This window comes from Pseudomonas sp. SWRI99, from assembly GCF_014270125.1.
GTDB classification, from domain to species: Bacteria; Pseudomonadota; Gammaproteobacteria; order Pseudomonadales; family Pseudomonadaceae; genus Aquipseudomonas; species Aquipseudomonas hamedanensis.
In genome coordinates this window covers 73046-95924 of record NZ_JABWQR010000018.1, presented here as the reverse complement: position 1 = coordinate 95924, position 22879 = coordinate 73046, and the positions used below count along the sequence as shown (strand labels likewise).

The 22879-nt window shown below is 58.7% G+C and carries 23 protein-coding genes and 2 pseudogenes; 14 read left to right on the top strand and 11 right to left on the bottom strand.

Features of this window, described 5'->3' with window-relative positions:
- Nucleotides 1–822 precede the first annotated feature (822 nt).
- Complete coding sequence (locus HU743_RS16300) at nt 823–1131, top strand: RcnB family protein (RefSeq protein WP_186551842.1); 309 nt, start codon at nt 823–825, stop codon at nt 1129–1131.
- Nucleotides 1132–1152: 21 nt separating this feature from the next.
- On the opposite strand, the gene HU743_RS16295 is transcribed toward HU743_RS16300, so the two are convergent.
- Nucleotides 1153–1470 carry a protealysin inhibitor emfourin gene (locus tag HU743_RS16295; protein ID WP_186635692.1) on the bottom strand — a complete coding sequence of 106 codons (318 nt, stop codon included), beginning with the start codon at nt 1468–1470 and terminating at the stop codon, nt 1153–1155.
- A gap of 14 nt (nt 1471–1484) precedes the next feature.
- Nucleotides 1485–2531: a M4 family metallopeptidase gene (locus tag HU743_RS16290; protein ID WP_186649791.1), complete on the bottom strand. Its 1047-nt coding sequence runs from the start codon at nt 2529–2531 to the stop codon at nt 1485–1487.
- A 143-nt stretch (nt 2532–2674) separates the two neighbouring features.
- Here HU743_RS16290 and HU743_RS16285 point away from each other — a divergent pair, with 143 nt between their 5' ends.
- Both HU743_RS16285 and HU743_RS16280 read left to right on the top strand, forming a co-directional pair.
- Nucleotides 2675–3013, top strand: coding sequence for an FKBP-type peptidyl-prolyl cis-trans isomerase (locus HU743_RS16285; RefSeq protein ID WP_186649788.1), 339 nt, complete (start codon nt 2675–2677; stop codon nt 3011–3013).
- 58 nt (nt 3014–3071) lie between these two features.
- The gene (locus tag HU743_RS16280) at nt 3072–3464 is read left to right on the top strand and encodes a hypothetical protein (RefSeq protein ID WP_186649786.1); all 393 of its coding nucleotides are present in this window, start codon (nt 3072–3074) and stop codon (nt 3462–3464) included.
- Nucleotides 3465–3488: 24 nt separating this feature from the next.
- Here the strand turns inward: HU743_RS16280 and HU743_RS16275 are convergent, their stop codons facing one another.
- Nucleotides 3489–3800 (bottom strand): XRE family transcriptional regulator, encoded by a 312-nt coding sequence (locus HU743_RS16275; RefSeq protein ID WP_186649783.1) that lies wholly within the window; start codon nt 3798–3800, stop codon nt 3489–3491.
- Between the two features lie 306 nt (nt 3801–4106).
- Nucleotides 4107–5066: a transcriptional regulator FtrA gene (ftrA, locus tag HU743_RS16270; RefSeq protein ID WP_186649781.1), complete on the bottom strand. Its 960-nt coding sequence runs from the start codon at nt 5064–5066 to the stop codon at nt 4107–4109.
- 100 nt (nt 5067–5166) lie between these two features.
- On the opposite strand from ftrA, the gene HU743_RS16265 reads away from it, so the two are divergent.
- The 4 genes from HU743_RS16265 (at nt 5167) to HU743_RS16250 (ending at nt 8935) form a co-directional block, all read left to right on the top strand.
- The gene (locus HU743_RS16265) at nt 5167–5595 is read left to right on the top strand and encodes a rhodanese-like domain-containing protein (protein ID WP_186622693.1); all 429 of its coding nucleotides are present in this window, start codon (nt 5167–5169) and stop codon (nt 5593–5595) included.
- 350 nt (nt 5596–5945) lie between these two features.
- A complete protein-coding gene (locus HU743_RS16260; RefSeq protein ID WP_186649778.1) occupies nt 5946–6725 on the top strand; it encodes an ABC transporter substrate-binding protein in 780 nt (259 codons plus the stop codon).
- A gap of 198 nt (nt 6726–6923) precedes the next feature.
- Complete coding sequence (locus HU743_RS16255; RefSeq protein WP_186649776.1) at nt 6924–8036, top strand: succinylglutamate desuccinylase/aspartoacylase family protein; 1113 nt, start codon at nt 6924–6926, stop codon at nt 8034–8036.
- A 182-nt stretch (nt 8037–8218) separates the two neighbouring features.
- Nucleotides 8219–8935, top strand: coding sequence for a prolyl oligopeptidase family serine peptidase (locus HU743_RS16250; protein WP_186649774.1), 717 nt, complete (start codon nt 8219–8221; stop codon nt 8933–8935).
- Here HU743_RS16250 and HU743_RS16245 read toward each other — a convergent pair.
- Both HU743_RS16245 and HU743_RS16240 read right to left on the bottom strand, forming a co-directional pair.
- On the bottom strand, nt 8925–9482 hold the full coding sequence (locus tag HU743_RS16245; RefSeq protein ID WP_186622686.1) for a hypothetical protein: 558 nt from the start codon (nt 9480–9482) through the stop codon (nt 8925–8927). The two genes, HU743_RS16250 and HU743_RS16245, sit on opposite strands and share 11 nt — an antisense overlap.
- A 214-nt stretch (nt 9483–9696) precedes the next feature.
- Nucleotides 9697–10479 (bottom strand): hypothetical protein, encoded by a 783-nt coding sequence (locus HU743_RS16240; protein ID WP_186649772.1) that lies wholly within the window; start codon nt 10477–10479, stop codon nt 9697–9699.
- Nucleotides 10480–10623: 144 nt separating this feature from the next.
- On the opposite strand from HU743_RS16240, the gene HU743_RS16235 reads away from it, so the two are divergent.
- Together HU743_RS16235 and HU743_RS16230 are read left to right on the top strand one after the other, a co-directional pair.
- Nucleotides 10624–11151: a chalcone isomerase family protein gene (locus HU743_RS16235; RefSeq protein ID WP_186649770.1), complete on the top strand. Its 528-nt coding sequence runs from the start codon at nt 10624–10626 to the stop codon at nt 11149–11151.
- A 165-nt stretch (nt 11152–11316) separates the two neighbouring features.
- Nucleotides 11317–12615 carry an Nramp family divalent metal transporter gene (locus HU743_RS16230; RefSeq protein ID WP_186649833.1) on the top strand — a complete coding sequence of 433 codons (1299 nt, stop codon included), beginning with the start codon at nt 11317–11319 and terminating at the stop codon, nt 12613–12615.
- A gap of 61 nt (nt 12616–12676) precedes the next feature.
- On the opposite strand, the pseudogene HU743_RS16225 reads toward HU743_RS16230, so the two are convergent.
- Nucleotides 12677–13288: pseudogene (locus tag HU743_RS16225) on the bottom strand (cytochrome P450); the annotation flags it as partial.
- 12 nt (nt 13289–13300) lie between these two features.
- On the opposite strand from HU743_RS16225, the pseudogene HU743_RS27205 reads away from it, so the two are divergent.
- The 5 genes and pseudogenes from HU743_RS27205 to HU743_RS16205 all read left to right on the top strand — a co-directional run.
- A pseudogene (locus tag HU743_RS27205) lies at nt 13301–13570 on the top strand (transcriptional regulator); the annotation flags it as partial.
- Between the two features lie 631 nt (nt 13571–14201).
- Nucleotides 14202–15017, top strand: a complete 816-nt coding sequence (locus HU743_RS16220; protein ID WP_186649765.1) for a hypothetical protein — start codon at nt 14202–14204, stop codon at nt 15015–15017.
- Nucleotides 15014–15487 carry a hypothetical protein gene (locus HU743_RS16215; protein WP_186649763.1) on the top strand — a complete coding sequence of 158 codons (474 nt, stop codon included), beginning with the start codon at nt 15014–15016 and terminating at the stop codon, nt 15485–15487. Before HU743_RS16220 ends, HU743_RS16215 begins: the two co-directional genes overlap by 4 nt.
- A 162-nt stretch (nt 15488–15649) precedes the next feature.
- Complete coding sequence (locus HU743_RS16210) at nt 15650–16870, top strand: putative DNA modification/repair radical SAM protein (RefSeq protein ID WP_186551858.1); 1221 nt, start codon at nt 15650–15652, stop codon at nt 16868–16870.
- Nucleotides 16867–17688, top strand: a complete 822-nt coding sequence (locus HU743_RS16205) for a TIGR03915 family putative DNA repair protein (RefSeq protein WP_186649761.1) — start codon at nt 16867–16869, stop codon at nt 17686–17688. Before HU743_RS16210 ends, HU743_RS16205 begins: the two co-directional genes overlap by 4 nt.
- 147 nt (nt 17689–17835) lie before the next feature.
- Here HU743_RS16205 and HU743_RS16200 read toward each other — a convergent pair whose 3' ends face one another.
- The 4 genes from HU743_RS16200 to HU743_RS16185 all read right to left on the bottom strand — a co-directional run bounded on the left by HU743_RS16200 (nt 17836) and on the right by HU743_RS16185 (nt 22879).
- Nucleotides 17836–18855, bottom strand: a complete 1020-nt coding sequence (locus HU743_RS16200; protein WP_186551860.1) for a branched-chain amino acid aminotransferase — start codon at nt 18853–18855, stop codon at nt 17836–17838.
- A 318-nt stretch (nt 18856–19173) separates the two neighbouring features.
- Nucleotides 19174–20547, bottom strand: coding sequence for a dihydrolipoyl dehydrogenase (gene lpdA, locus HU743_RS16195; protein ID WP_186649759.1), 1374 nt, complete (start codon nt 20545–20547; stop codon nt 19174–19176).
- Nucleotides 20548–20551: 4 nt separating this feature from the next.
- Complete coding sequence (locus HU743_RS16190; RefSeq protein WP_186551862.1) at nt 20552–21820, bottom strand: dihydrolipoamide acetyltransferase family protein; 1269 nt, start codon at nt 21818–21820, stop codon at nt 20552–20554.
- Nucleotides 21821–22879 (bottom strand): alpha-ketoacid dehydrogenase subunit beta, encoded by a 1059-nt coding sequence (locus tag HU743_RS16185; RefSeq protein WP_186649757.1) that lies wholly within the window; start codon nt 22877–22879, stop codon nt 21821–21823.

Below are 22879 nucleotides of genomic sequence, written 5' to 3'. Positions count from 1 at the left end.
CGCACGGTTTTTATTGAGGTGGATGGTGGCGCAGATGTAACAATCTGTTAATTGCATTGTTGGCATGGATTGATGCGTGGGGCGGATCAATCGATGGCAGCGGCGCAGATGAATGTGGGAGCGAGCCTGCCTCGCCAAGGCGTTGGATCAGGCGGTGATTTGTTCTGGCTGACGGGGTACATATCCGTTTCTGCGGTCAGGGCGGCTTAGGGTTCCGCCCTTACAGCGAGTCACCTTTTCCAAACGCCGAAAAGGTAACCCAAAAGGCTTTGCCCCGGCGTACGGCCCGCTCGCTGGGGCTCGGGTTCCTTCGCTCCGGGATTGATCCGGGCGCAGCGTTTCCGGTTTGCTTCGCTGCACCTCCTTGCGCTGTGTTCGACTTCGTCGTACGGTCGCTGCGCTCCCACGCCCGGATCAATCCCTCCACTCAGCCTTCCGACGTCGCCCGTGGATCAAGATCAAAAGCAGGCGAGCTGACACTCGACCTAAGGGCGAACGTGGAGACTGTAGGAGCTGCCGAAGGCTGCGATCTTTTGATCTTGCTTTTGCTCTTGTAGGAGTGAGCCTGCTCGCGATGGCGGTGGGTCAGGCGGCAGTGACATCGGCTGGTCGGACGCTATCGCGAGCAGGCTCACTCCTACAGGGACCGGAGCTCAGGTCAAAAATTATGGTGTAGCACAAACCCTTGTGGGAGCTGGCTTGCCAGCGATGGCGGTCTGATGGACAAGGCTCTCTAACGTCCATCTCCGCCAAAAAACAAGGAATGTTTCCCGCGCCGCGCAGTCGGAGTTCAGGTACTACCTATCTGAAAGAGGTTCACCGATGAACAGCAAAACCCTAATTGCCAGCCTGGCCCTTGTCGCCGGCATCGCTGGGATCACGCCCATTGTTCAAGCGGCGCAAACCTCCAGCGACCCCTCCGTGCAATCGCCGACCAGCGACCGTCAACTGAAGGTCAACGACCGCGCGCCGGAGATGTATCAGCGCGAAGACAAGGCTCTGAAGAACTGGAAAGCCAAAGGTCTGAAAGCACCGATCGAGCAGGCGCAGTGGGTGCAGATCAATGACAAGTACGTGATGGTGATGATCACCAATGGCACGATTGTCGAGATGCAGCCGGTCGAGCGATAGGCCTGAATGCCGGGGGAGTGTTTACGAAAGCTCCCCCTTGTCCCAAAGATGCACCAGATCCCCCGGCGCCCGATCCTCCGGCACCTTCAGCACCATCTCCATCTCCCCGGACTGATAGCGCACCTCAATCTGATAGAAGCGTTGATCGCCACGTCCGGATTCGCTGGTGTCCAGCGGCAAACAGCCCTCCAGCACCGAGCAAATCCTTGAGCGCTGACTGATGTCGCATTGCGCGAATTCTATTTCGCGCGGACGGCTCAGGCTGTGGATTGCTGCAACGCCACCTTGGCGAGACACTCGCAAAACGGAATCGTCGCCTAACTCGGGTAGCGTTTTCATACAGCCTCCTCGGATTATTCGATGCCGACCTGTGCCCAGGCTTGCTGCACTGCGTCGGCTGCTTCGGCGCCGAAGCGCTGGCCGGCGTGGTCGATCGTCAGTTTGGCAAATGCGTCGAACGTTGCATCCTGGCTCAGGCGGTCATCGCACAGCGTGTCGTACCAGATTCGTCCGGCTTTCTCCCACGCAAATCCGCCAAAGGCGCGGGCTGCCAGATAAAACGCACGGTTGGGAATGCCGGAATTGATGTGCACGCCGCCATTGTCTTCGCTGGTGATGACGAACTTGCGCATGTGCTCTGGTTGCGGATCCTTGCCCAGCAACGGGTCATCGTACGCCGTGCCGGGGTGCGACATCGAGCGCAGACCCTTGCCCTGAATCTTTGGCATCAGCAGGTCGGCACCGATCAGCCAATCGGCTTGTTCGACCGTATGCCCAAGAGTGTATTGCTTGGTCAGCACGCCAAACACATCCGACAGCGACTCGTTCAACGCGCCGGACTGGTTGGCGTAAATCAGCCCCGCCTCGCTCTCCGTGACGCCATGCGCCAGTTCGTGGGCAATGACGTCCAGAGAGCGGGTGAAACGCTGGAAGATTTCGCCGTCGCCGTCACCGAAGACCATTTGCGCGCCGTTCCAGAAAGCATTCTCGTAGCCTTGGCCGTAATGCACGCTGCCAATCAGGGCGAATCCCTGATTGTCGATCGAGTCGCGACCGAGCACTTTCCAGAAGAAATCATAGCTGGCGCCCAACGCGTCGTAGGCCTCATCGACCGCCGGATCGCCTGACGGCGGCTGGCCTTCGAGGCGCACCGGCATGCCCGGCAGGAGCATTTTGTTTTGCGCATCATGCACGCTGCGCCGGGCCAGCCCGGGTTTGCTCGCTTGCGGCAGAACCGCGCGCGCCGGCGGCTGGGAAGGGCGGCCAGGGTTGGGCAACAGGCTGCGCACATGATTGAGCGTCTGCATCGCGGCGTTGCGCTGCGGCTCCGAACCGTGAGCAATGATGCGGTTGAGGATGTAGGGCGGGATGAAACTGCGCAGCAATCGAGAGTCGGTCATCAAAGCATCCTTGTCGTCATACGATGTCGATACACATGTGAGCGGCAACGCGTGTTTTCGGTTCCATGGATTGCCATCGTCGACGGATTCTGCGAAAAACGCCATCCGCGCCCGACCGGGCCATCGTGAATGAGTTAACCAACATGACAAACGAACTGCAAATCATCGACCTGCAGCCAGGCACCGGCAAAGCCGCGGTCAAGGGTGCGCTGATTACCACTCAATACACAGGCTGGCTGGAAGACCGCACAGAATTCGATTCGTCCTGGAGCCGGGGCAAACCATTTCAGTGCGTGATCGGCACTGGTCGGGTTATCAAAGGCTGGGATCAAGGCTTGATGGGTATGCAGGTGGGCGGCAAACGCAAATTGTTGGTGCCGGCGCATCTGGGTTATGGCGAGCGGACCATGGGCAAGATTCCGCCGAATTCGAATCTGGTGTTCGAGATAGAGTTGCTGGAGGTTTTGACGCGGGAGGATTGAGGTTAACTGCCTTTACGCTTGGGAATAAATCTGATGGATATTTGGCAAGTCGTTTCGCGTGACCGATTGGTTGGTTGAAAAGCATGGAACGCGTGGCAGATCGAATTACAACTACATGTATGTCTTGTCCGTTGCAGCGGGAGTGGGGAGTTGGGTGGTTAGCAAGGAATTGCTTGGCAAGCGCAAAAAGCTCAAGGCGAAGGTGGCTCAGGACCTCCAGGCCAAGCCGATAAGCGTGAGCTCCTTTACTCAGCAGAATGGAAGGATAATCAAGACCACCGGGACCTTGGTTCGAAGGGAAGGGGTGTATACCGTAACGGTGGTTCGTCAGGACGATAGGGACAGTGCCAAGTCATCCAGCGGACCATTGCATACGCTGGATGACGTCGACGTTTACCTCCGCGCCCACACGTCCTTTATCCTCGCTGACTTCCGCATTCAGGTTAATTGACGACGATCCTCAGCAGATCACTTGTCAGACCCATTGCAATGGTGAGCCTGACGGAAAGCAAATATCCACCTCCAGCTTTGCCGCAGCCGAGAGGTTGACCAGAGCGTCCAGCGAAAACTTGTCGATTTTCCCGTTGAGTACATCATTGAGGCGCGGCTGCGAGACTCCCAATCTCTGTGCAGCGTCTTTCTGAGGCAGCTCCCACGCTCGAATGGTCTCGCAAAGCGAGCGCATGAGCTTGGCTCGCAAACGCATGTTGGCCGCTTCCCGAGGCGTGTCTTCCAGTGCATCCCATATGCTCAAGAAGCGCGGGGAGGATGTTTGATGATCATTCATGGAGGGATTTATTCCGGGTTAGTGGTGAAGCGTAGGTTGAATCTGTAAGCGTGCAGTGCAGATCACTGACCAATCAGCAATACAAATCAACTTACGGGCGAGCGCTAACCCGTACAAGCCAGCGAATTCGGGCGAAGTTGTAGGCAAAGGCGCAAGACGCTGTAGCTCATGGCTGGTGCTGGAATAATGCTGCGTTTTTTCTTACGCCTTCGCGAGCAGGCTCGCTCCCACAGGGGCAGCGCATTAAAAAAGTGAGAGCAGGTTCGATCGCGAAGATGCCTTCAAATTCACCTCAGGAACTGGTGTTCAACCCCGCCCAAACCGCTCCCGATAAACCGAAGGCGGTACGCCCACCACGCTACGAAACGCGACACGAAAACTCTCCACCGAACGATAGCCGCAGCGTTGGGCGATTTGCTCGGTGTGTTGGTGGGTGCTTTCCAGTAATTCTCGCGCCCGCGCCAGGCGTTCATGCTGCAGCCACGCCTTGGGCGATTGGCCGCTGGCTTCGGTGAAGCGCCGCAGAAAGGTGCGCTCGCTCATTGCCGCTTCACTGGCCAGATCGCGCACTTCCAGCGGTTCGTGCAGGCGTTCGCGGGCCCATTGCATGACTCGCGACAGGTCGCTGCGCGGTGTCGGGCTGACGGGCGTGGGGATGAACTGCGCCTGACCGCCGGTGCGCTGCGGCGACATGACCAGTCGCCGTGCCACGGCGTTTGCGATCTGCGTGCCGAAGTCACGCGTCACCAGGTGCAGGCAAGCGTCTATGCCGGCCGCGCTGCCTGCCGAAGTGATCAGCTGACCGGCGTCGACGTACAGCACGTCGGGATCGACCTCGATGGCCGGGAAGCGTTGCGCCAGTTCGGCGGTGTAGCGCCAATGCGTGGTGGCGCGATGGCCGTCGAGCAAACCGCTGGCCGCAAGAACAAATACTCCGGAGCAGATCGACAGCAAACGAGCGCCGCGGGCATGCGCCTGACGCAACGCCTCGATCAGTGCTGGCGGCACCGGTGCGTTACGGTCGCGCCAGCCGGGAATGACGATGGTACGCGCTGCGGCGAGCAGTTCCAGGCCGCCGTCAGCCAGTACCTGAATACCGCCCATGGCGCGCATCGGGCCTTGGTCGACGGCGGCAATCGCGTGTTCGTACCAAGGGAAATCGAACTCCGGCCGGGCCAGGCCGAAGATCTCCACGGCGATGCCAAACTCGAAAGTACAGAGGCCATCGTAGGCCAGAATCGTAACCAGTCCTGGTGAAGTCGGCATTTGGCGGAAAATTCCCGGTCAGTGTCTTGTACGCCACTGTAGCGCCAGGCGGCGGCTCGATAAAGTCTGTTTACACCCGCAGACATAGGAGCAATACCCCATGACCAGCCTGGTTCGTACTATTCCCGCAGCCCCGTCGGCCATCGCCCTGATGCATTTCAGCAATCGTCTGACTTTCGAAACCGATTGTTCTGACGTCTTCAGTAGCCAGGAAGCCGGTGAGGTTGATTTTGTTCTGGTCGATGTGCGCGGACCGTTGGCCTTCGAGCGCGGGCATGTGCCGGGGGCGATCAATATTCCGACGCGGTTGTTGACGGCCGAAAGCCTCGCGGACTATGCGAAAAGTACCCTGTTCGTGGTCTATTGCGCCGGCCCGCATTGCAACGGCGCGAACAAGGCGGCCGTGAAGCTGGCGGCGCTGGGCTACCCGGTCAAGGAGATGATCGGCGGCGTGACGGGATGGCTGGACGAAGGCTTCAAGCTGAGCGTGGCGCCGGTCGCCAACACACCTGTCGCCTGCGCATGCTGATACTTGTGGCAAGGGAGCTTGCTCCCGCTCGGCTGCGCAGCGGTCGTAAAATCATGGGGGCCGCTGCGCGACCCAGCGGGAGCAAGCTCCCTCGCCACAGATTGCAGGCCCATTTGTGTTTTTCCTGCGCGAATAAAGGTCCTGTCCTACAGCCTTTGCACCACTGCGGCGCACGCGTTGACTTCGGTCAATGGGTCCGCCGATCTTCTGTAAGTATTTGTCGCTTAAAGACAATTGCCTCCGTGCGCGGCGCCATAGACTGCCGGCCACTTCGGTGTTTGCTGTTAAAAAGCCATTGCCGAACGCTGAATCGAAAGCTGCCAATAAAAGCCTCCGCACGGGAGTAATAAATGAAAAAGCTAGTGATGTTCGGTGCCCTGGCACTGTCGATGTTGTCCTTGACCGCTGTGGCTGCAGACGCCAAGCCGATCCGCATCGGTATCGAAGCCGGGTATCCGCCATTCTCGATGAAAACCCCTGACGGCAAACTGACCGGTTTCGACGTCGACATCGGCGATGCGCTGTGCGCACAGATGAACGTCAAATGCACTTGGGTCGAGCAAGAGTTCGACGGCCTGATCCCGGCACTGAAAGTGAAGAAAATCGACGCGATTCTGTCGTCGATGACCATCACCGATGACCGCAAGAAAAACGTCGATTTCACCATCAAGTACTACCATACCCCGGCGCGCTTCGTGATGAAGGCTGGCTCGGGCGTCAAAGACCCGCTGACCGAACTCAAGGGCAAGAAAGTCGGCGTGCTGCGCGCCAGTACTCATGACCGTTACGCCACCGAAGTGCTGGTTCCGGCCGGGATCGAACTGGTGCGCTACGGCTCGCAGCAGGAAGCTAACCTGGACATCACCTCGGGTCGTCTGGACGCGATGCTGGCCGACTCGGTCAACCTCAGCGACGGTTTCCTGAAAACCGACGCCGGCAAAGGCTTCGAATTCGTCGGCCCGACTTACGAAGACGCCAAGTACTTCGGCGGCGGCGCCGGCATCGCAGTGCGCAAGGGCGATACCGCGCTCGCCGAGCAGTTCAACAAAGCCATCACCGCAATCCGCGCCAATGGTGAGTACAAGAAAGTGCAAGACAAGTACTTCGACTTTGACGTGTACGGCCATTAATAGACCGTAGAAAAAAGTGGCCCCGTTTGCGCGGTGGCCACTTTTTTTGCACTCTAAATTCACCGATCCCCTGTAGGAGTGAGCCTGCTCGCGATAGCGGTTCGTCAGTCAATGATGATGTTGAATGGTAAACCGCTATCGCGAGCAGGCTCACTCCTACAGGGGTGTCGGCGTGATCCGGATAGCAAGGAGTTTCCCATGCAACGCATCGACCATGTCCTGCCCTGGAGCCATTTGGGCAGCGAGCGCTCGCTCAGTGTGTTCCGTTACGGCACCGGCAACCGCAAAGCGTACATTCAGGCCAGCCTGCACGCCGATGAACTGCCGGGCATGCGCACCGCATGGGAACTCAAGCTGCGCCTCAACGAGCTGGAACAGCAGGGCCGCCTGCAGGGCGTCATCGAGTTGGTGCCGGTGGCCAACCCGATCGGCCTGGACCAGCACCTGCAAGGCAATCACTTGGGCCGTTTCGAACTGGGCAGTGGCAAGAATTTCAACCGCGCCTTCGTCGAACTCAGTGCCCCGGTTGCGGCGCTGGTGGGCGAGCGTCTGGGCGCGGATGCCGAGGCCAATGTCGCGCTGATCCGCCAGGCCATGGCTCAGGTCTTTGACGAGTTACCGGCACCAAATTCTCAACTGGAAGCCTTGCACCGTTTGTTGCTGCGTCACGCATGCGACGCCGACATCACCCTCGATTTGCATTGCGACTTTGACGCTGCGATTCACCTCTACGCGCTGCCGCAGCACTGGCCGCAGTGGCAATCGCTGGCCGCGCGGCTGCAAGCGGGCGTAGCGTTGCTCTGCGAAGATTCCGGCGGCAGCTCGTTCGATGAGTCCTGCTCGACGCCGTGGTTGCGTCTGGCCAAATCATTCCCGAACGCGGCGATTCCGCCGGCGAATCTGGCGACCACGCTGGAGCTGGGCAGCATGGGCGACACCCGCGTCGATCAGGCCCGGGCCAATTGCGAAGCGATTCTTGGCTTTCTTGCCGAGCAGGGTTTGATCAGTGGTGAATGGCCGGCGGCGCCGAGCGAGTGCTGTGAAGGCCTGCCGTTCGAAGGCACCGAATACCTGTTCGCGCCGCACCATGGCGTGGTGAGTTTCTTGCGCAATGCCGGTGAGTGGGTGGAGCAGGGTGACGCGCTGTTCGAGGTGGTCGATCCCTTGCAGGATCGCGTGACCACCGTGCGCGCCGGCACCAGCGGCGTGTTGTTTGCGATTGATCGGGGGCGTTATACCGAACCGGGGATCTGGCAGGCGAAAGTGGCGGGGCGGGTGGCGTTTCGCACCGGGAAGCTGACCAATGACTGAGGATTTCTGTCGGGTTCAAGGGCCTCTTCGCGAGCAGGCTCACTCCTACATTTTGCAATGCGTTCCACCTGTAGGAGTGAGCCTGCTCGCGATAGCGACATCAGCCACAGCACAAAATTTGGATCCTCATCCGAGGATGTTAGGCTCACCGCGAACCCGACACTCTGTGAAGGAACGCTCCAATGCTGAAAATATTCGCCCTGCTGGCCTTGCTCGCATCCACCGCCGTCCACGCGCAAATCACTCTGCAAACCGACCTGCCGCTCAAGTACCTCGAACAGGTCCACGCCGACGCCGAGCCGCGTCCGCTGGTGATTTTCCTGCACGGCTACGGCAGTAACGAGGCCGACCTGATCGGTATGAAATTTCAGCTACCGGCGCAGTACAACTACCTGTCGGTGCAGGCGCCGATGGCGTTGGGCGAAGGGCGTTACCAGTGGTTTCGCAAAAAAGGCGAAGGCGCCTACAACGGCGAGACCGACGATCTGAAGGCCAGCGGCGAGAAACTGCGTCACTTCATTGCTCAGGCGGCGAAGAAATACCACACGACCACGGACAAAGTGTACCTGGTCGGCTTCAGCCAGGGCGCGATGATGAGCTACGAAGTGGGCTTGCGCCCGCCCGCCATCGTGGGCGGGTTCGCGGCGTTGAGCGGGCGTCTCTTGCCCGTGCTGAAAAGCGAACTGAAGCCAGGGCAGCCGCCGCTGCCGGTGCATGTTTTCATCGGCCACGGCACCGCAGACGATCCGGTGCCTTATCGCCACGGCACGGAAGCCGATGCACTGTTGCAGAAACTCGATTACAAGCCCGAGTTCCACGCTTATCCCGGCGTCGGCCACAGCATCAGTGCGGCCGAGCTGCGCGACTTGAATGGCTGGTTGCAGCGGCTCAATCCTTGACGATGGTTTTCACCAAGGCGTCGTGGGCCTTCTTGTCGCTGGCCCGGGAGATCACCTGAACCAGCGCCATCTTCGTCCCGGAGCCGGCCATCAACGTGGTGTTGAGGGTCTGGCCGCCGCCCTGCGTGGCAGTGCTGTCAACCTGACGCAGGCCCAGGCCGGTGCCTTTCTGGGTCAGGCTCTTTTCGCTGAGCTTGTTGAAATCCGGCAGGGCCTTGCGTTGATCATCGATGAAACTCGACACGCTGCCATCGAGGAATTCGCCGTCGTTGTCCTTGACGTTCTGCCCGGCGGGAATCTGGTTTTCGGCGGTGATGACCACGGTTTTTGTGGTCTGGTTGGTGTACATCGTGCCCTGGGCGCCACTGGGGCTGACCGGCAGCGGCTCAGCGACAAAGCCCTTGGGCAGGACAAAGGTGAGCTTGCCGTCGAGCATCGAGACTTTCTCGGTTTTGACTTTTTCCCTGGCAGCGTGCGCGTTGATCGCACCGAGACCGGCGACAGTCGCCAACAACAGGACGGCGGCTTTTCTGCTCAGCAATGACATGTGAATCTCCGGTGAATGGTCGTGCGAGGCGGGCGATCATCCCACGCAGAGCGCGATCACTCCAGCCCGGCTCATCTGGACAAGAGGCAACTGTGGCGAGGGAGCAAGCTCGCGCTCCAGTGCGAAGCACCGTGGTGCGTCAGATGTATTGGGTCGGATGGTTTGGGGGCGCTTCGCTACCCAGCGGGAGCAAGCTCCCTCGCCACAGGAATGTTCAAGCTTGAGTGGGCGGAGTTTTGGCCGGGGCGGGTCTGGCCAGCAGTTTGCGGGTCACCCCGAGCATCGCCACCGACACCGCCACTCCCACTGCAAAACCGCTGAGGCCCATGCTTGGCAACGTCAAGGCTGACACCAGGCAGAACGCCGAAAACGAATACATGCCGGTCGCGGTTGCGCGCAATAATGCAGCGGTGAACGCCGGTCCGCGTGTCTGTTGCGAGAACACTGCCATGACGCTGCCCAGCACCGGAAACACCGCGAGCAGGCCGCTCCAGCGTTCGCCGACCGTGCTGGCGAGCATCGTCACCACCAGCGTCAGCGCTGCACCGGCAATCATCCGCCAGATCAGTTTGTCCGACTTCGGCGCTGGCCCGTTCAATATCGGCTGCACCTCTGGGAACAGATAAGGCGAAGCGAGTAGCGCCACTGCCGCCGCAATCACCGAGAACGGCAAAGATGCCGGAATCACGGACAGCACCAGCGCCAGCATGCCCCAAACCGCCAGTGAAACCATCAATGCCAAAGGCCAGTTCGCCCGTTGCGCGACCTGCGCGTAAGTGATGCAGAACGCAATCATCGCGAACATTGCCGACAGCGCCGCCACCGCCGATTGCGCGGCAAATTGCGGTCCCTGTTCAATGGCGAGGAAAAACAGAATCGGCCCGACCACCACCGGCAACCCCGACAGCCAACCGGCCACGCTCGGCCCCCAACGTTTGCCTGCCAGGGAAATCAGCAGCAGAAATCCGGGAATCAGCAGCAGTTTGAGGATCAGCACGCAGGTGTCTCCGTCGGGTGGGGTGAGCCACGTTAGCATTGCCGACTGAAGATTGCTGCCTATGTGTGCGGGTTTTGTATACAAAGTTCAGGCATCGAATCGGCTATGCTCCGACTGTCAGGGCATGCCGGAGTCGATAACGCAATGAGCAGAACACTGAAGGTCCTGTCCGGCATCGGCGTGTGGGCCTTGTTGCTGATGCCGGTCTGGGCCAATTGGCAGGACGCTGTGCCGGGCGCACGCATCATCGGCAGCGGTGATTTCAGTGTCTGGGGCTTCGATGTCTACAGCGCGCGCCTGTGGAGTGCCGCGCAACCGCTGGCGCCAGGGCAACCCTTCGCGCTGGAGCTGATCTACCGGCGTTCGCTGTCCCGGGACGAACTGGTCAAGGCCAGTGTCGATGAAATAAAACGTCTGGCGGGCCCTGGTGTCAGCCCTGTGCAACTGGCCGGCTGGCAGCGTCAGATGGAGCAAGCGTTTATCGATGTGCAGGCGGGCACGCGCATTACCGGCGTCTATCTGCCGGGGCAGGGCGCGCGTTTTTTTGTGGGTCAGCAGTTACAGCACGCGGTGGACGATCCGCAGTTCGCGCAGGCGTTTTTCGACATCTGGCTGGATCCGCGCACGCGCGACCCCCAATTGCGCGAGCAGTTGCTGGGGGCAAGTCAGTAAGATCAAAAGGTCGCAGCCTTCGGCAGCTCCTGCACGAAATTGCATCCCAATGCAGGAGCTGCCGAAGGCTGCGATCTTTTGTTCTTCAAGGCTTTGGTTGAAACGTCTAAGCTGCGTCTTTCCGATTTGTTTCTGGATGTGTTCGTGAAATTCAGCTTGCCGAAAATCGCCACCGCGCCGTTTTGCCCGCCGGAAGTGGCCGGTAGTGTCGCGGTCGATCCAACTGCCTCGTTCTTCAAACGCGTGCTGCGTTTCGCCGGCCCCGGTTTGCTGGTGTCGATCGGCTACATGGACCCGGGCAACTGGGCGACGGCCATCGAGGCCGGATCGCGTTTTGGTTACAGCCTGCTGTTCGTGGTCTTGCTCGCGAGTCTGGCCGGCATGGTCGTGCAATGCCTGTGCTCGCGGCTGGGCATCGCCACCGGGCGCGACCTGGCGCAATTGTCCCGCGAGCGCTACAGCCCGGCGACCGCACGGCTGCAATGGGGACTTGCGGAGATCTCGATCATCGCCACCGACCTCGCTGAAGTACTCGGCTGTGCGCTGGCGTTTCACTTGTTGCTCGGTTGTTCGCTGACCTTCGGCATTGCCCTGACAGCGTTCGACACGCTGCTGGTGCTGGCCCTGCAGAATCGCGGTTTCCGCCGTCTGGAGGCGATCATGCTGGTGCTGGTCGCGACCATCGGTGTGTGCTTTTTCGTTGAGCTGTTGCTGATCAAACCGTACTGGCCAGACGTGGCGCAGGGTTTCAAACCCTCGCTGTCAGCCCTCAGCGATGCCGCGCCGCTGTACCTGGCGATCGGCATTCTTGGGGCCACGGTGATGCCGCATAACCTCTATCTGCACACCTCGATTGTGCAGACCCGCATGATCGGCAAGGACCTGGCGAGTAAGCAAGATGCGGTGAATCTGGCGCGCATCGACACCATCGGTTCGCTGGCGCTCGCGTTGCTGGTCAACGCAGCGATTTTGATCCTCGCCGCCGCAGCCTTTCACCAGTCAGGACACACCGATGTGGTCGATATTCAGGATGCTTATCACCTGCTCGATCCGCTGGTTGGCGGTGCGCTGGCCAGCGTGCTGTTCGGCGTGGCATTGCTCGCCTCCGGGCAGAGTTCTACCTTCACCGGGACCATTGCCGGACAGGTGATCATGGAAGGCTATCTGAACCTGCGCATCCCGTGCTGGCAGCGACGCTTGCTGACGCGCGGGCTGGCGCTGATTCCAGCGTTTATCGGCGTGTGGCTGTTGGGCGATGGCGCGGTCGGCAAACTGCTGGTGCTCAGTCAGGTGGTGTTGAGCCTGCAACTGCCGTTTGCCTTGTATCCATTGATCCGTATGACCAATGACCGGCAATTGATGGGGCCTTTTGTCAATCGCTGGCCGACGCGGGTGCTGGCGTGGGGGTTGTTTGTGTTGATCAGTGGGGCCAATAGCTGGTTGATTTTGCAGTGGGTGGTTTGAGCCATAAATGTGGGGTGACTGGGACAGGCCGCTTCGCGAGCCTGCTCGCGAAGACTGATCATCAGACGCCGCCAAGATTGAAAAGTGGAACCCGCCCATTAAGCGAAGGCCTGTAACTCCAGCTCAGGCAATTGAGATCAAGGCCACTGGCAAGGATCTCCTTCAAGGTCGCAGCGGCGATACACATCGCCAGCCCTTGCCCCGGGCACTCATGCCGACCGCTGCCAAAACTGAAACTGCGCCGATTTGGTCGGTCGAGCAAAAACCGCTCCGGCTGGTCATTCAGCGCCGGATCACGGTTGGCCGAGGCCAACAACAGCACAATTACATCACCTGCCTCAAGCCGCATGCCGTCGATATCGCAGCAAGTTGCAACGAAGCGGCGGGTGTTCTGCACGGGCGGATCGAAGCGCTGGACTTCGTTGAGCAGTGCTTCGATGGATTCGCCGCGCAACGCCGGCTGACGACGTAACGCCGACAGCGTGTTGCCGATCAGTCCGGCGCAGGCTTCGAACGTCTGCGAGCAGAGGCCGGTCAGATTGGCGATCAGGGTGTCTTGATCGCCGGCAAAGCGCTGCTGGATCGCGCTGAGGAAGTCGCTGGCGGGTTCGGCGAGCAGCTCGATAAAGTAACCGCGCAGTTGTTCGGCCGCCGCATCTACTGTGGCCAGTTGCAGGTCATTGCAACCGACGAGCAGGCGTATCGCTTGAGTGAAAGTGGCGAGGCGTTGTTTCTCGGTTTGGGAATAGAAGTCCAGGACTTGACGACCCTGCGCCGCAAGTTTGCCTGCCCGCGCCTGGACTGGAGCATGCGCCGGCCGCATCCTGCTGGCTCGCTGGGCGTGGCGCTGTTGCAGACCGCGTTTAAGCGCAAGCGGGTGACACAGGATCTGGACAGTCGGGCGCTGGCGTTGACTGCGGTGGGGCAAGGGGAAATTACTTCAATTTTTTCGATAACCGAACCTTGGTACTAGGTCATTTGGTACACGATGAAGAGCAGCTCAAGGTCACATCAAAAGTGACCGGCTGAAGTATCGATTCAGGCACCTCGTTCCAACAAGATTTTTCTATTTCTTCACTCTGAAGACTGGACAGAGTAGTGGCTAAATAGTAGCTTTGACTCTTGGTATGCACGGAAAGGCAAGGAAAGTACGATTCAGATCCGCTTCTGTATATTTCCTAGAAATTACTATATAGAAATTTACCACGCAAGGAGATGCATGTGGCGTTATACAACCAGGGAAAACATCTTGTTCACTCACAAGACTCCTCTTTTGACTCTTTATATAGTTCATGGACTACTGCTCCACATCCCGGCATATACAAATGCACAAATTGCGGTGATAACATAGAAATCGCAGGTGGGCATATATTGCCTCCCCAAAACCACAAGCAGCATAGCCAGAATGCAGGTTCCATAAAGTGGCAGCTTCTGGTGTACCCAACCCAAAGATAATTCGGGTTTGGTAGCTCTGGTATGTACAGGATTTGTAACTAATAGAGTTTCGGCGGGGAATTGGAATGCGGCGTGGTCGGTATTTTTTAGCTAGAGTCATAAAGCTGGGTCAGTTAAGTCAGACCCGTCTAATGGATGCAATTGTAAATGCTCCAGTTGTTGAGATTGGCCAGTTTGAGTGGACGATTACCGATGTTATTGATATGCGTGATTCTTCGTCGCCTTACTTGTTTGGTAATTTAACTAAGTATTCTCGAATTGGTGAGGTTACTGTCGTTGATGAACCGGCGAAACAGCAGTTGCGAGCGGAGGCTCCATATCTTCTAGAAGCTAGTGCGCCGTTTGTATATCTTCCAGATTTTTCTGGTTTGGCTTTCTTGCAAGTTTGGAATGGTATCCAGGAAAATGTGTTTCCAAGAAGGTTCAAGTCTATTATTGAGGCAGCCTACGGAAATTTTTTTGTAGATTGCACCGTTGATCCGGTAACTGATTACCGGGCTTTTCTTGAAAAATTACAGTCACTGGACGTTATTAATGAGCTTTCCGCTAAGGTTCATCCACCAAATCCACTTTTTGGTCGACTTTGGGGGAGCTTGGATAAGTACGTGCGACGCCGTCACGCGGAGGAGGTTGTGGTAAGGGAGGCCACTTCCAAGCCCGAAGGCTTGGAAACAAAATTATTGGAGTTGATGGAGAAAATATTAGCCAATCCACAGTTTGAACCAGAGGAAGAACCCGACATAACAGATGCCGCAATTTTGATGGCTGCGGATGGATATGGTTCCGGGAAAGCTGTAGGTACGGAGGGCGGCCATGAAGTGGTAATTCGTACATCTGAAACACAGAAAAGCTTTTTGTTTGATAAGAAACCGGAGCCAGATATTCTTGCGGTAGTGGCGAGAAGTCAGTTTGAGAGTATAAGTGATGAAAGGGATATGAGGCATTGATTTTGAAAGCGGTATATGTCTTTCGCGTTATAATTTTAAGTTTGGAGTTTGTTGTTCTGTGCTTGGGCGGAATGGGTTGGTATTTGTGGTTGCCGACTTTCGAAGGTTTGGCATCTAAAGTTCAACTGAATGATGAGGTTAATAAGTACTTGATGCTGTTGCCAGCAGCGCTTTCAGTCTGGATCTTTAATGAGGTTAGGTGTCTGTTGCAGGAGGATAAGGATATTCTTCGGTTATTGCTGAAGTGGGAGGATTACTGGGCGTTAAAATGCCATGCTTGGGTAAGTCTATTTTACTCTGTGATATTTGCTTTTTTGTCTTTAGTTCCTTGGATAAGTAAGGCGGGGATAGGTACGGGGGAAGGGCTTTTGTTATTTTTTGTTGCGATTATCGGTCAGCTTTTGGTCGCTTTTAGCGTTTATTTGGCTAGGATAAAAATAAAGGAAGTCGTAGTTAATGCGGGAACGTAGAGGTCTGTTAACGTATTTAATTGAAATTATTATTGATGCGTTACTGTTTTAGATCGACGAGAGATTCTTTCAGTCCATTTAGCTCCTCAAGGCGACATGCGGTACGTTGATTTATGATGATTTGCTCTATACTGTATATACAAACAGTAATGGGCCCGTGCCATGCAAATCATCGACAAGCTCAGCATCCTCGCCGACGCCGCCAAGTACGACGCCTCCTGCGCCAGCAGCGGTGCGCCCAAGCGCAGTTCCGAAGGCAAGAGCGGGCTGGGTTCGACCGATGGCATGGGCATCTGCCACAGCTACACGCCGGACGGCCGCTGCGTGTCGTTATTGAAAATTTTGCTGACCAATTTTTGCCTTTACGATTGCCAGTACTGCGTCAATCGTCGCTCCAGTGATGTGCCCCGTGCACGTTTCACTCCCGAAGAAGTTGTCGCGCTGACCATGGATTTCTACCGGCGCAATTGCGTCAGCGGCTTGTTTCTAAGCTCCGGGATCATTCGTTCGGCGGACTACACCATGGAGCAACTGGTGCGCGTGGCGAAGCTGCTGCGTGAGGAACACGAGTTTCGCGGCTATATCCACCTCAAGACTATTCCAGAGGCCGATCCGGCATTGATCGAAGAAGCGGGGCGTTACGCCGACCGCCTCAGCGTCAATATCGAATTGCCCACCGATGCCAGCCTGCAGACGCTGGCGCCGGAGAAAGACATCGCCTCGATCAAGCAAGCGATGAACACCATCTACACCGGCGTGCAGACGGTATTGAACGAGCCGCGCTCGGCGAAATTCGCCCCGGCCGGGCAAAGCACGCAACTGATCGTCGGCGCCGATGACACCGACGACAGCACCATCCTCCACAGCGCCCAATCCTTGTATGGCAACTTCCGCCTGCGCCGGGTCTATTATTCGGCGTTCAGCCCGATCCCCGACAGCCCGAAAAGCGTGCCGCTCGCCGCGCCGCCATTGATGCGCGAGCACCGTTTGTATCAGGCTGACTTTCTCCTGCGCAGCTATGGCTACAGCGCAGACGAATTGTTGAAAGGGCCGGGCAATCTGGCGCTGGATATCGATCCAAAACTCGCATGGGCATTGGCAAATCGCGAGGTGTTCCCGCTGGACCTGAACCGCGCCGAACCGTCGTTGATCGCGCGCATTCCCGGCATCGGGTTGCGCACCACCGAGCGTCTGGTCGAGCTGCGCCGCCAGCGCCGCATTCGCTACGAAGACGTGGCGCGGATGCGCTGTGTACTGGCCAAGGCCAAGCCGTTCATCATCACCAGCGACTACCATCCGCAGCAGGCCGAAGTCACCAGCCATATGCTCTATCAGCAATTGCGCGACCGACCGATGCCACAACAGATGGGGTTGTGGGGATGATCAGTCTTGATTGCGGTGATCTTTTCGACACCTGGCGCCAGCAGGCGCGCTGGTTGCTCAGTCATGAAGTCGACCCGAGTCGGGTGGGCTGGGCGGCGGAAGGGGTGGGCGATCTGTTTGCCAGCGATGAGCGCGTGCCTGAAGAGCAGGGGCCGTTTCAGGCGCGCATTCCGCGTGCGCTGCTCGATACCCTGGAGCAGGCGGCACAGTATCGTGGCGAGCAGCGCTGGAGCCTTTTGTATGAAGTGCTCTGGCGTGTGAGCCACGGTGACCGCACCGCGATGATGGCCGGCGACAAACTGGGCAGCGAGCTGCAACGCCGCCTCAAGCAAGTGCACCGCGAGGCCCATCATCTGCATGCCTTCGTGCGCTTCATCGAGCGCCCGGGGGATTTGCCCGGCCCGCAATACGTGGCGTGGCACGAACCGGCGCACGACATTCTGCACAGCGCCAGCGCACATTTCATCGGACGCATGGGCCAGCACCGCTGGTTGATCGCGACCCCGCGTGACGGGGTGTATTACGACGGCGAACAGCTGATTCATCAACGCCAATGCCCCGTCGAATGGCAGCAGATGGCGCAAAACGTCGACGATCCCCATGGCGATTTGTGGTTGACCTACTACAGCCACATCTTCAACCCGGCACGGTTGAACCCAAAGGTCATGCAGGGGCATTTGCCCGCGCGGTTCTGGAAAAATTTACCGGAGGGGGAGCTGATTCCGGGGCTGATTACCCAAGCGCGGATGGGCAAGCAGCAGAATGGACAGGCGAGCGGGATCTCGAGTCGCTCGGGCAAGCGGATCACCTTGAAATAGAAGATCACTTCGGCAGCGCCTACTCGGTCTCTGTAGGAGCTGCCGAAGGCTGCGATCTTTTGATCTTTTGATCTTTTTGTAGCCCAACAAAAAAGCCCTCCATCAACCACTTAATGGAGGGCTTTTTCGTCATCAACAACCGTCAACTCAAACCTTGACGATCCAACCCGCTGGCGCTTCGATGTCGCCGGTCTGCACGCCAGTCAGCTCTTTGTAGAGCTTCTGGGTCACCGGGCCCACTTCGGTTTCGCTGTGGAATACATGCAGATGGTCGTTGTAGCTGATGCCACCGATCGGGGTGATTACCGCAGCGGTGCCGCAGGCCCCGGCTTCCTTGAAGTCCGACAGTTTGTCGATCAGCACGTCGCCTTCAACCACTTCCAGGCCCAGACGCGATTTTGCCAGTTCGATCAGCGACAGGCGGGTGATGCCTGGCAGCACGGACGGCGAGTTCGGGGTGACGAACTTGTTGTCGTGGGTGATCCCGAAGAAGTTGGCCGAACCGACTTCTTCGATTTTGGTGTGGGTCATCGGATCGAGGTAGATCGCGTCGGCGAAGTTGGCTTTCTTGGCTTTCGAGCCCGGCATCAGGCTGGCCGCGTAGTTGCCACCGACCTTGGCCGCACCGGTGCCTTGTGGGGCGGCGCGGTCGTAGCTGGAAATCTGGAAGTTGTGCGGGGTCAGACCGCCCTTGAAGTAGGCGCCGACCGGGATGCAGAAGATCGAGAAGATGAACTCCGGTGCAGTGCGCACGCCGATGTTGTCACCCACGCCGATCACGAACGGGCGCAGGTACAGCGCGCCGCCGGTGCCATACGGCGGGATGAAACGCTCGTTGGCGCGAACCACGGCTTTGCAGGCTTCGATGAACTGCTCGGTGTCGACCGTCGGCATCAGCAGGCGCGCACAGCTGCGCTGCATGCGCAGAGCGTTCTGGTCCGGACGGAACAGGTTGATCGAACCGTCCTTGCAGCGGTAGGCCTTCATGCCTTCGAAGCACTGCTGGCCATAGTGAAGGGCCGTCGAGCCTTCGCTGATGTGCAGGACGTTATCTTCGGTCAGGGTGCCTTTGTCCCACTCGCCATTGCGAAAGTACGACAGATAGCGCTTGTCGGTCTTGATGTAGTCAAAACCCAGCTTGTCCCAATTGATGCTTTCGTTACCCATGACACCCTCTATCACTGAACAACCGCCGAAACGGTTCAAGGCTTCTGACGTTTTTTTGGATGGGCACAACAATACTTCATTCTGGGGCGGTTTCGCAGCCCGGACGATGGAGGGATTGGCAAAAATAGTAGCTTGCTTACTAAATCCCCATCATTCCTGAATGTTCCACCTTATGTGTGGCGAGGAAGCTTGCTCCCGCTCCAGTGCGCAGCACTGGTAAAACCGGCCGCCGCGGTGCATCAGATGCACAGAGTGAGCTGGGTTTGGGGCCGCTTCGCAGCCCAGCGGGAGCAAGCTCCCTCGCCACAGGGTCTTGCGTTACAGATGCAACGCATGCCCCAGCGCACGCAACGCCGCTTCTTGCACCGCTTCACCCAGGGTCGGGTGCGCATGGATGGTGCCGCCGATGTCTTCCAGCCTCGCACCCATCTCCAGGCTTTGCGCAAACGCCGTCGACAATTCCGACACCCCGACGCCCACCGCTTGCCAGCCGACAATCAGATGGTTGTCGCGACGAGCGACCACACGCACGAAGCCGCTTTTGGACTCCAGCGTCATCGCCCGGCCGTTGGCGGCGAACGGGAAGCTGGAAACGATGCAGTCGATGCCCGCAGCCTTGGCCTCGTCCGGCGTCTTGCCGACAACTACCAGTTCCGGGTCGGTAAAGCACACCGCAGCAATGGCCGTCGGGTTGAATTCGCGGGTCTTGCCGCTGATCAGTTCGGCAACCATCTCACCCTGGGCCATGGCGCGGTGCGCAAGCATCGGTTCGCCGCTCACATCGCCGATGGCGTAGACGTTGAGCATGCTGGTCTGGCAACGGTTGTTGATCTTTATCGCCGAACCGTTCATGTCCAGATTCAGCGCTTCAAGGTTAAAACCTTGGGTGTTGGGTTTGCGCCCGACGGCGACCAGCACCTGATCGGTTTCCAGGTTGAGGGTTTCGCCCTCAGGATCGCGCACCTGCAACGTGCCGTCGAAACCCAGCACGCTGTGCTTGAGGTAGAGCTTCACGCCCAGTTGCTTCAATGCGTCATGCACCGGTTGCGTCAGCTCCGCGTCATAGGCCGGGAGGATGCGATCCTGCGCCTCGACCACGCTGACTTCAGCCCCCAGCTTGCGGTAGGCGATACCCAACTCCAGGCCAATGTAACCACCGCCGACCACGGTCAGGCGTTTTGGCACCGACGTCGGCGCCAGTGCTTCGGTGGAGGAGATGACCGGCCCGCCAATCGGCAGGATCGGCAGGTTGACGCTGGTCGAACCGGTGGCCAGCACCAGATGCTCACACTGAATGCGCGTGTCGCCGACTTCCACGGTCTTGCCATCAATGATTTTCGCCCAGCCGTTGATGACCTGAATCTTGTTTTTCTTCAGCAATGCAGCGACACCGGTGGTCAGGCGGTCAACGATGCCGTCCTTCCACTCGACGCTCTTGCTGATGTCGAGAGTCGGCGCGGACACATTGATGCCCAGCGCAGAATGCTCGCTGTGGTGCCGGGTCTGGTGGAACTGCTCAGCCACATGGATCAGCGCTTTCGACGGAATACAGCCGATGTTCAGGCAAGTGCCGCCCAACGATTGGCCCTCGACCAGAATGGTCGGGATACCTAGCTGTCCGGCGCGAATCGCCGTGACGTAACCGCCAGGGCCGCCGCCAATAATCAGCAGCGTGGTGTTCAAAGCTTGCATTCCATTACTCCACAAACAAGGTGGCAGGTTGTTCGAGCAAGCCACGAATGGCCTGGATGAAGAGTGCCGCGTCCATGCCATCGACCACGCGGTGATCGAAGGAGCTGGAAAGGTTCATCATCTTGCGAATCACCACCTGGCCTTTGACGACCATCGGCCGTTCGACAATTTTGTTCACGCCGACGATAGCCACTTCTGGCAGGTTCAGTACCGGTGTGCTGACGATGCCGCCCAATGCGCCGAGGCTGGTCAGGGTGATGGTCGAGCCGGACAACTCGTCGCGGCTGGCCTTGCCGTTGCGTGCAGCGTTGGCCAGACGGGAAATCTCCGCGGCGCTGTCCCACAGACTGCGGGCTTCGGCGTGACGCACCACTGGCACCATCAGGCCGACATCGCTTTGCGTGGCGACGCCGACATGCACCGCGCCGAGGCGGGTGATGATCTGGGCTTCGTCGTCATAACGGGCGTTCATCTGCGGGAAGTCGCGCAGTGCAACAACCAGTGCGCGGACGAGGAACGGCAGCAGGGTCAACTTGCCGCGGCTGGCGCCATGCTTTTCATTCAGATGCGCGCGCAGTTCTTCGATCGCGGTGACGTCGATTTCCTCGACGTAACTGAAGTGCGCGGCACGCTGAGTGGCGTCCTGCATGCGCTGGGCGATCTTGCGGCGCATGCCGATAACCTGAATCTGTTCTTCATCGTTGCGTTGGGTGTAAGCGGCAGCAGCGGGCGCCGAAGCGTTCGCCTGACCCTGGGCCAGATAGGCTTCAAGGTCTTCGTGCAGGATGCGACCGGCAGGACCGGTGCCTCGCACCAGACGCAGTTGAATGCCCAGATCCAGCGCATGTTTGCGCACGGCCGGCGATGCCAGCGGGCGCTCATCGGCTTCGCGGGCAACCACCGGACCCTGGCAAGCCGGTGCGGGGCGCGGTGCCGCAGCCGGTTTGTTGTCGACAGTGGTTTCGACTTTCGGTGCAACTGGCGCCTCTTTAACCGGAGCCGGGGCCGCCGATTCTTTCAGATTGCCAGCGCCTTCCACCTCAATGCTGATCAGCACACTGCCGACCGCCATCACTTCACCCGGCTGACCGCCGAGGGCGATGACCTTGCCGTGTACCGGGGACGGAATGTCGACCATTGCCTTGTCGGTCATCACATCCGCCAGCACCTGATCTTCAACGACCAGATCGCCAACCTTGACGTGCCACTGCGACAGTTCTACTTCTGCGATGCCTTCGCCGATGTCCGGCATCTTGATAACGTGCGTGCCCATTCAGACCTCCATGACCCGTTTCAACGCCGCGCCCACTCGGGACGGCCCTGGGAAATACGCCCACTCCTGCGCGTGCGGGTAGGGAGTGTCCCAACCGGTGACGCGTTCGATCGGCGCTTCCAGGTGATGGAAGCAGTGCTCTTGCACCAGCGACACCAGCTCGGCGCCGAAACCGCAGGTGCGCGTGGCCTCGTGAACCACCACGCAACGGCCGGTTTTCTTTACCGATTTGACGATGGTCTCCAGGTCCAGCGGCCACAGGCTGCGCAGGTCAATGACTTCGGCATCGACGCCGGATTCTTCAGCAGCGACTTGCGAGACGTACACGGTGGTTCCGTAGGTCAGCACCGTCACGTCCTTGCCCGGACGGGTGATCGCGGCGACGTCCAGCGGCACGGTGTAATAACCGTCCGGCACCTGGGCTTGCGGGTGTTTCGACCACGGCGTTACCGGGCGATCGTGATGGCCGTCGAACGGGCCGTTGTACAGGCGTTTAGGCTCAAGGAAGATCACCGGGTCATCGTTTTCGATGGAGGCAATCAGCAGGCCTTTGGCGTCATACGGGTTGGATGGCATGACGGTGCGCAGACCGCAGACTTGAGTGAACATCGCCTCGATGCTCTGGCTGTGGGTCTGGCCGCCGTAGATGCCGCCGCCGCAAGGCATGCGCAGGGTCATCGGCGCGGTGAATTCACCGGCCGAGCGATAACGCAGGCGCGCGGCTTCAGAGATGATCTGGTCGGAAGCGGGGTAGACGTAATCGGCGAACTGAATTTCGGCGACCGGGCGCAAGCCATAAGCGCCCATGCCGACGGCGACACCAACGATGCCGCTCTCGGAGATCGGCGCGTCGAACACCCGCGAGGTGCCGTACTTGCTCTGCAGGCCTTCGGTGCAGCGGAACACACCGCCGAAGTAGCCGACGTCCTGACCGAACACGACGACGTTGTCATCACGCTCAAGCATCACATCCATGGCCGAGCGCAGGGCCTGGATCATGGTCATGGTGGTCGTGGTCATGGCGGTTTCCAACTGAATATTGTTGTTGTGATCGTTCAT

Excerpts from the sequence above, each read along its gene's own strand:
- lpdA (WP_186649759.1), bottom strand. The coding sequence starts at position 20,547 with ATGCAAGCTTTGAACACCACGCTGCTGATTATTGGCGGCGGCCCTGGC.
- HU743_RS16205 (WP_186649761.1), top strand. The coding sequence starts at position 16,867 with ATGATCAGTCTTGATTGCGGTGATCTTTTCGACACCTGGCGCCAGCAG.
- HU743_RS16260 (WP_186649778.1), top strand. The coding sequence starts at position 5,946 with ATGAAAAAGCTAGTGATGTTCGGTGCCCTGGCACTGTCGATGTTGTCC.
- HU743_RS16185 (WP_186649757.1), bottom strand. The coding sequence starts at position 22,879 with ATGAACGATCACAACAACAATATTCAGTTGGAAACCGCCATGACCACG.
- HU743_RS16255 (WP_186649776.1), top strand. The coding sequence starts at position 6,924 with ATGCAACGCATCGACCATGTCCTGCCCTGGAGCCATTTGGGCAGCGAG.
- HU743_RS16275 (WP_186649783.1), bottom strand. The coding sequence starts at position 3,800 with ATGAATGATCATCAAACATCCTCCCCGCGCTTCTTGAGCATATGGGAT.
- ftrA (WP_186649781.1), bottom strand. The coding sequence starts at position 5,066 with ATGCCGACTTCACCAGGACTGGTTACGATTCTGGCCTACGATGGCCTC.
- HU743_RS16290 (WP_186649791.1), bottom strand. The coding sequence starts at position 2,531 with ATGACCGACTCTCGATTGCTGCGCAGTTTCATCCCGCCCTACATCCTC.
- HU743_RS16285 (WP_186649788.1), top strand. The coding sequence starts at position 2,675 with ATGACAAACGAACTGCAAATCATCGACCTGCAGCCAGGCACCGGCAAA.
- HU743_RS16300 (WP_186551842.1), top strand. The coding sequence starts at position 823 with ATGAACAGCAAAACCCTAATTGCCAGCCTGGCCCTTGTCGCCGGCATC.
- HU743_RS16265 (WP_186622693.1), top strand. The coding sequence starts at position 5,167 with ATGACCAGCCTGGTTCGTACTATTCCCGCAGCCCCGTCGGCCATCGCC.
- HU743_RS16210 (WP_186551858.1), top strand. The coding sequence starts at position 15,650 with ATGCAAATCATCGACAAGCTCAGCATCCTCGCCGACGCCGCCAAGTAC.
- HU743_RS16190 (WP_186551862.1), bottom strand. The coding sequence starts at position 21,820 with ATGGGCACGCACGTTATCAAGATGCCGGACATCGGCGAAGGCATCGCA.
- HU743_RS16200 (WP_186551860.1), bottom strand. The coding sequence starts at position 18,855 with ATGGGTAACGAAAGCATCAATTGGGACAAGCTGGGTTTTGACTACATC.
- HU743_RS16220 (WP_186649765.1), top strand. The coding sequence starts at position 14,202 with ATGGATGCAATTGTAAATGCTCCAGTTGTTGAGATTGGCCAGTTTGAG.
- HU743_RS16250 (WP_186649774.1), top strand. The coding sequence starts at position 8,219 with ATGCTGAAAATATTCGCCCTGCTGGCCTTGCTCGCATCCACCGCCGTC.
- HU743_RS16295 (WP_186635692.1), bottom strand. The coding sequence starts at position 1,470 with ATGAAAACGCTACCCGAGTTAGGCGACGATTCCGTTTTGCGAGTGTCT.
- HU743_RS16235 (WP_186649770.1), top strand. The coding sequence starts at position 10,624 with ATGAGCAGAACACTGAAGGTCCTGTCCGGCATCGGCGTGTGGGCCTTG.
- HU743_RS16245 (WP_186622686.1), bottom strand. The coding sequence starts at position 9,482 with ATGTCATTGCTGAGCAGAAAAGCCGCCGTCCTGTTGTTGGCGACTGTC.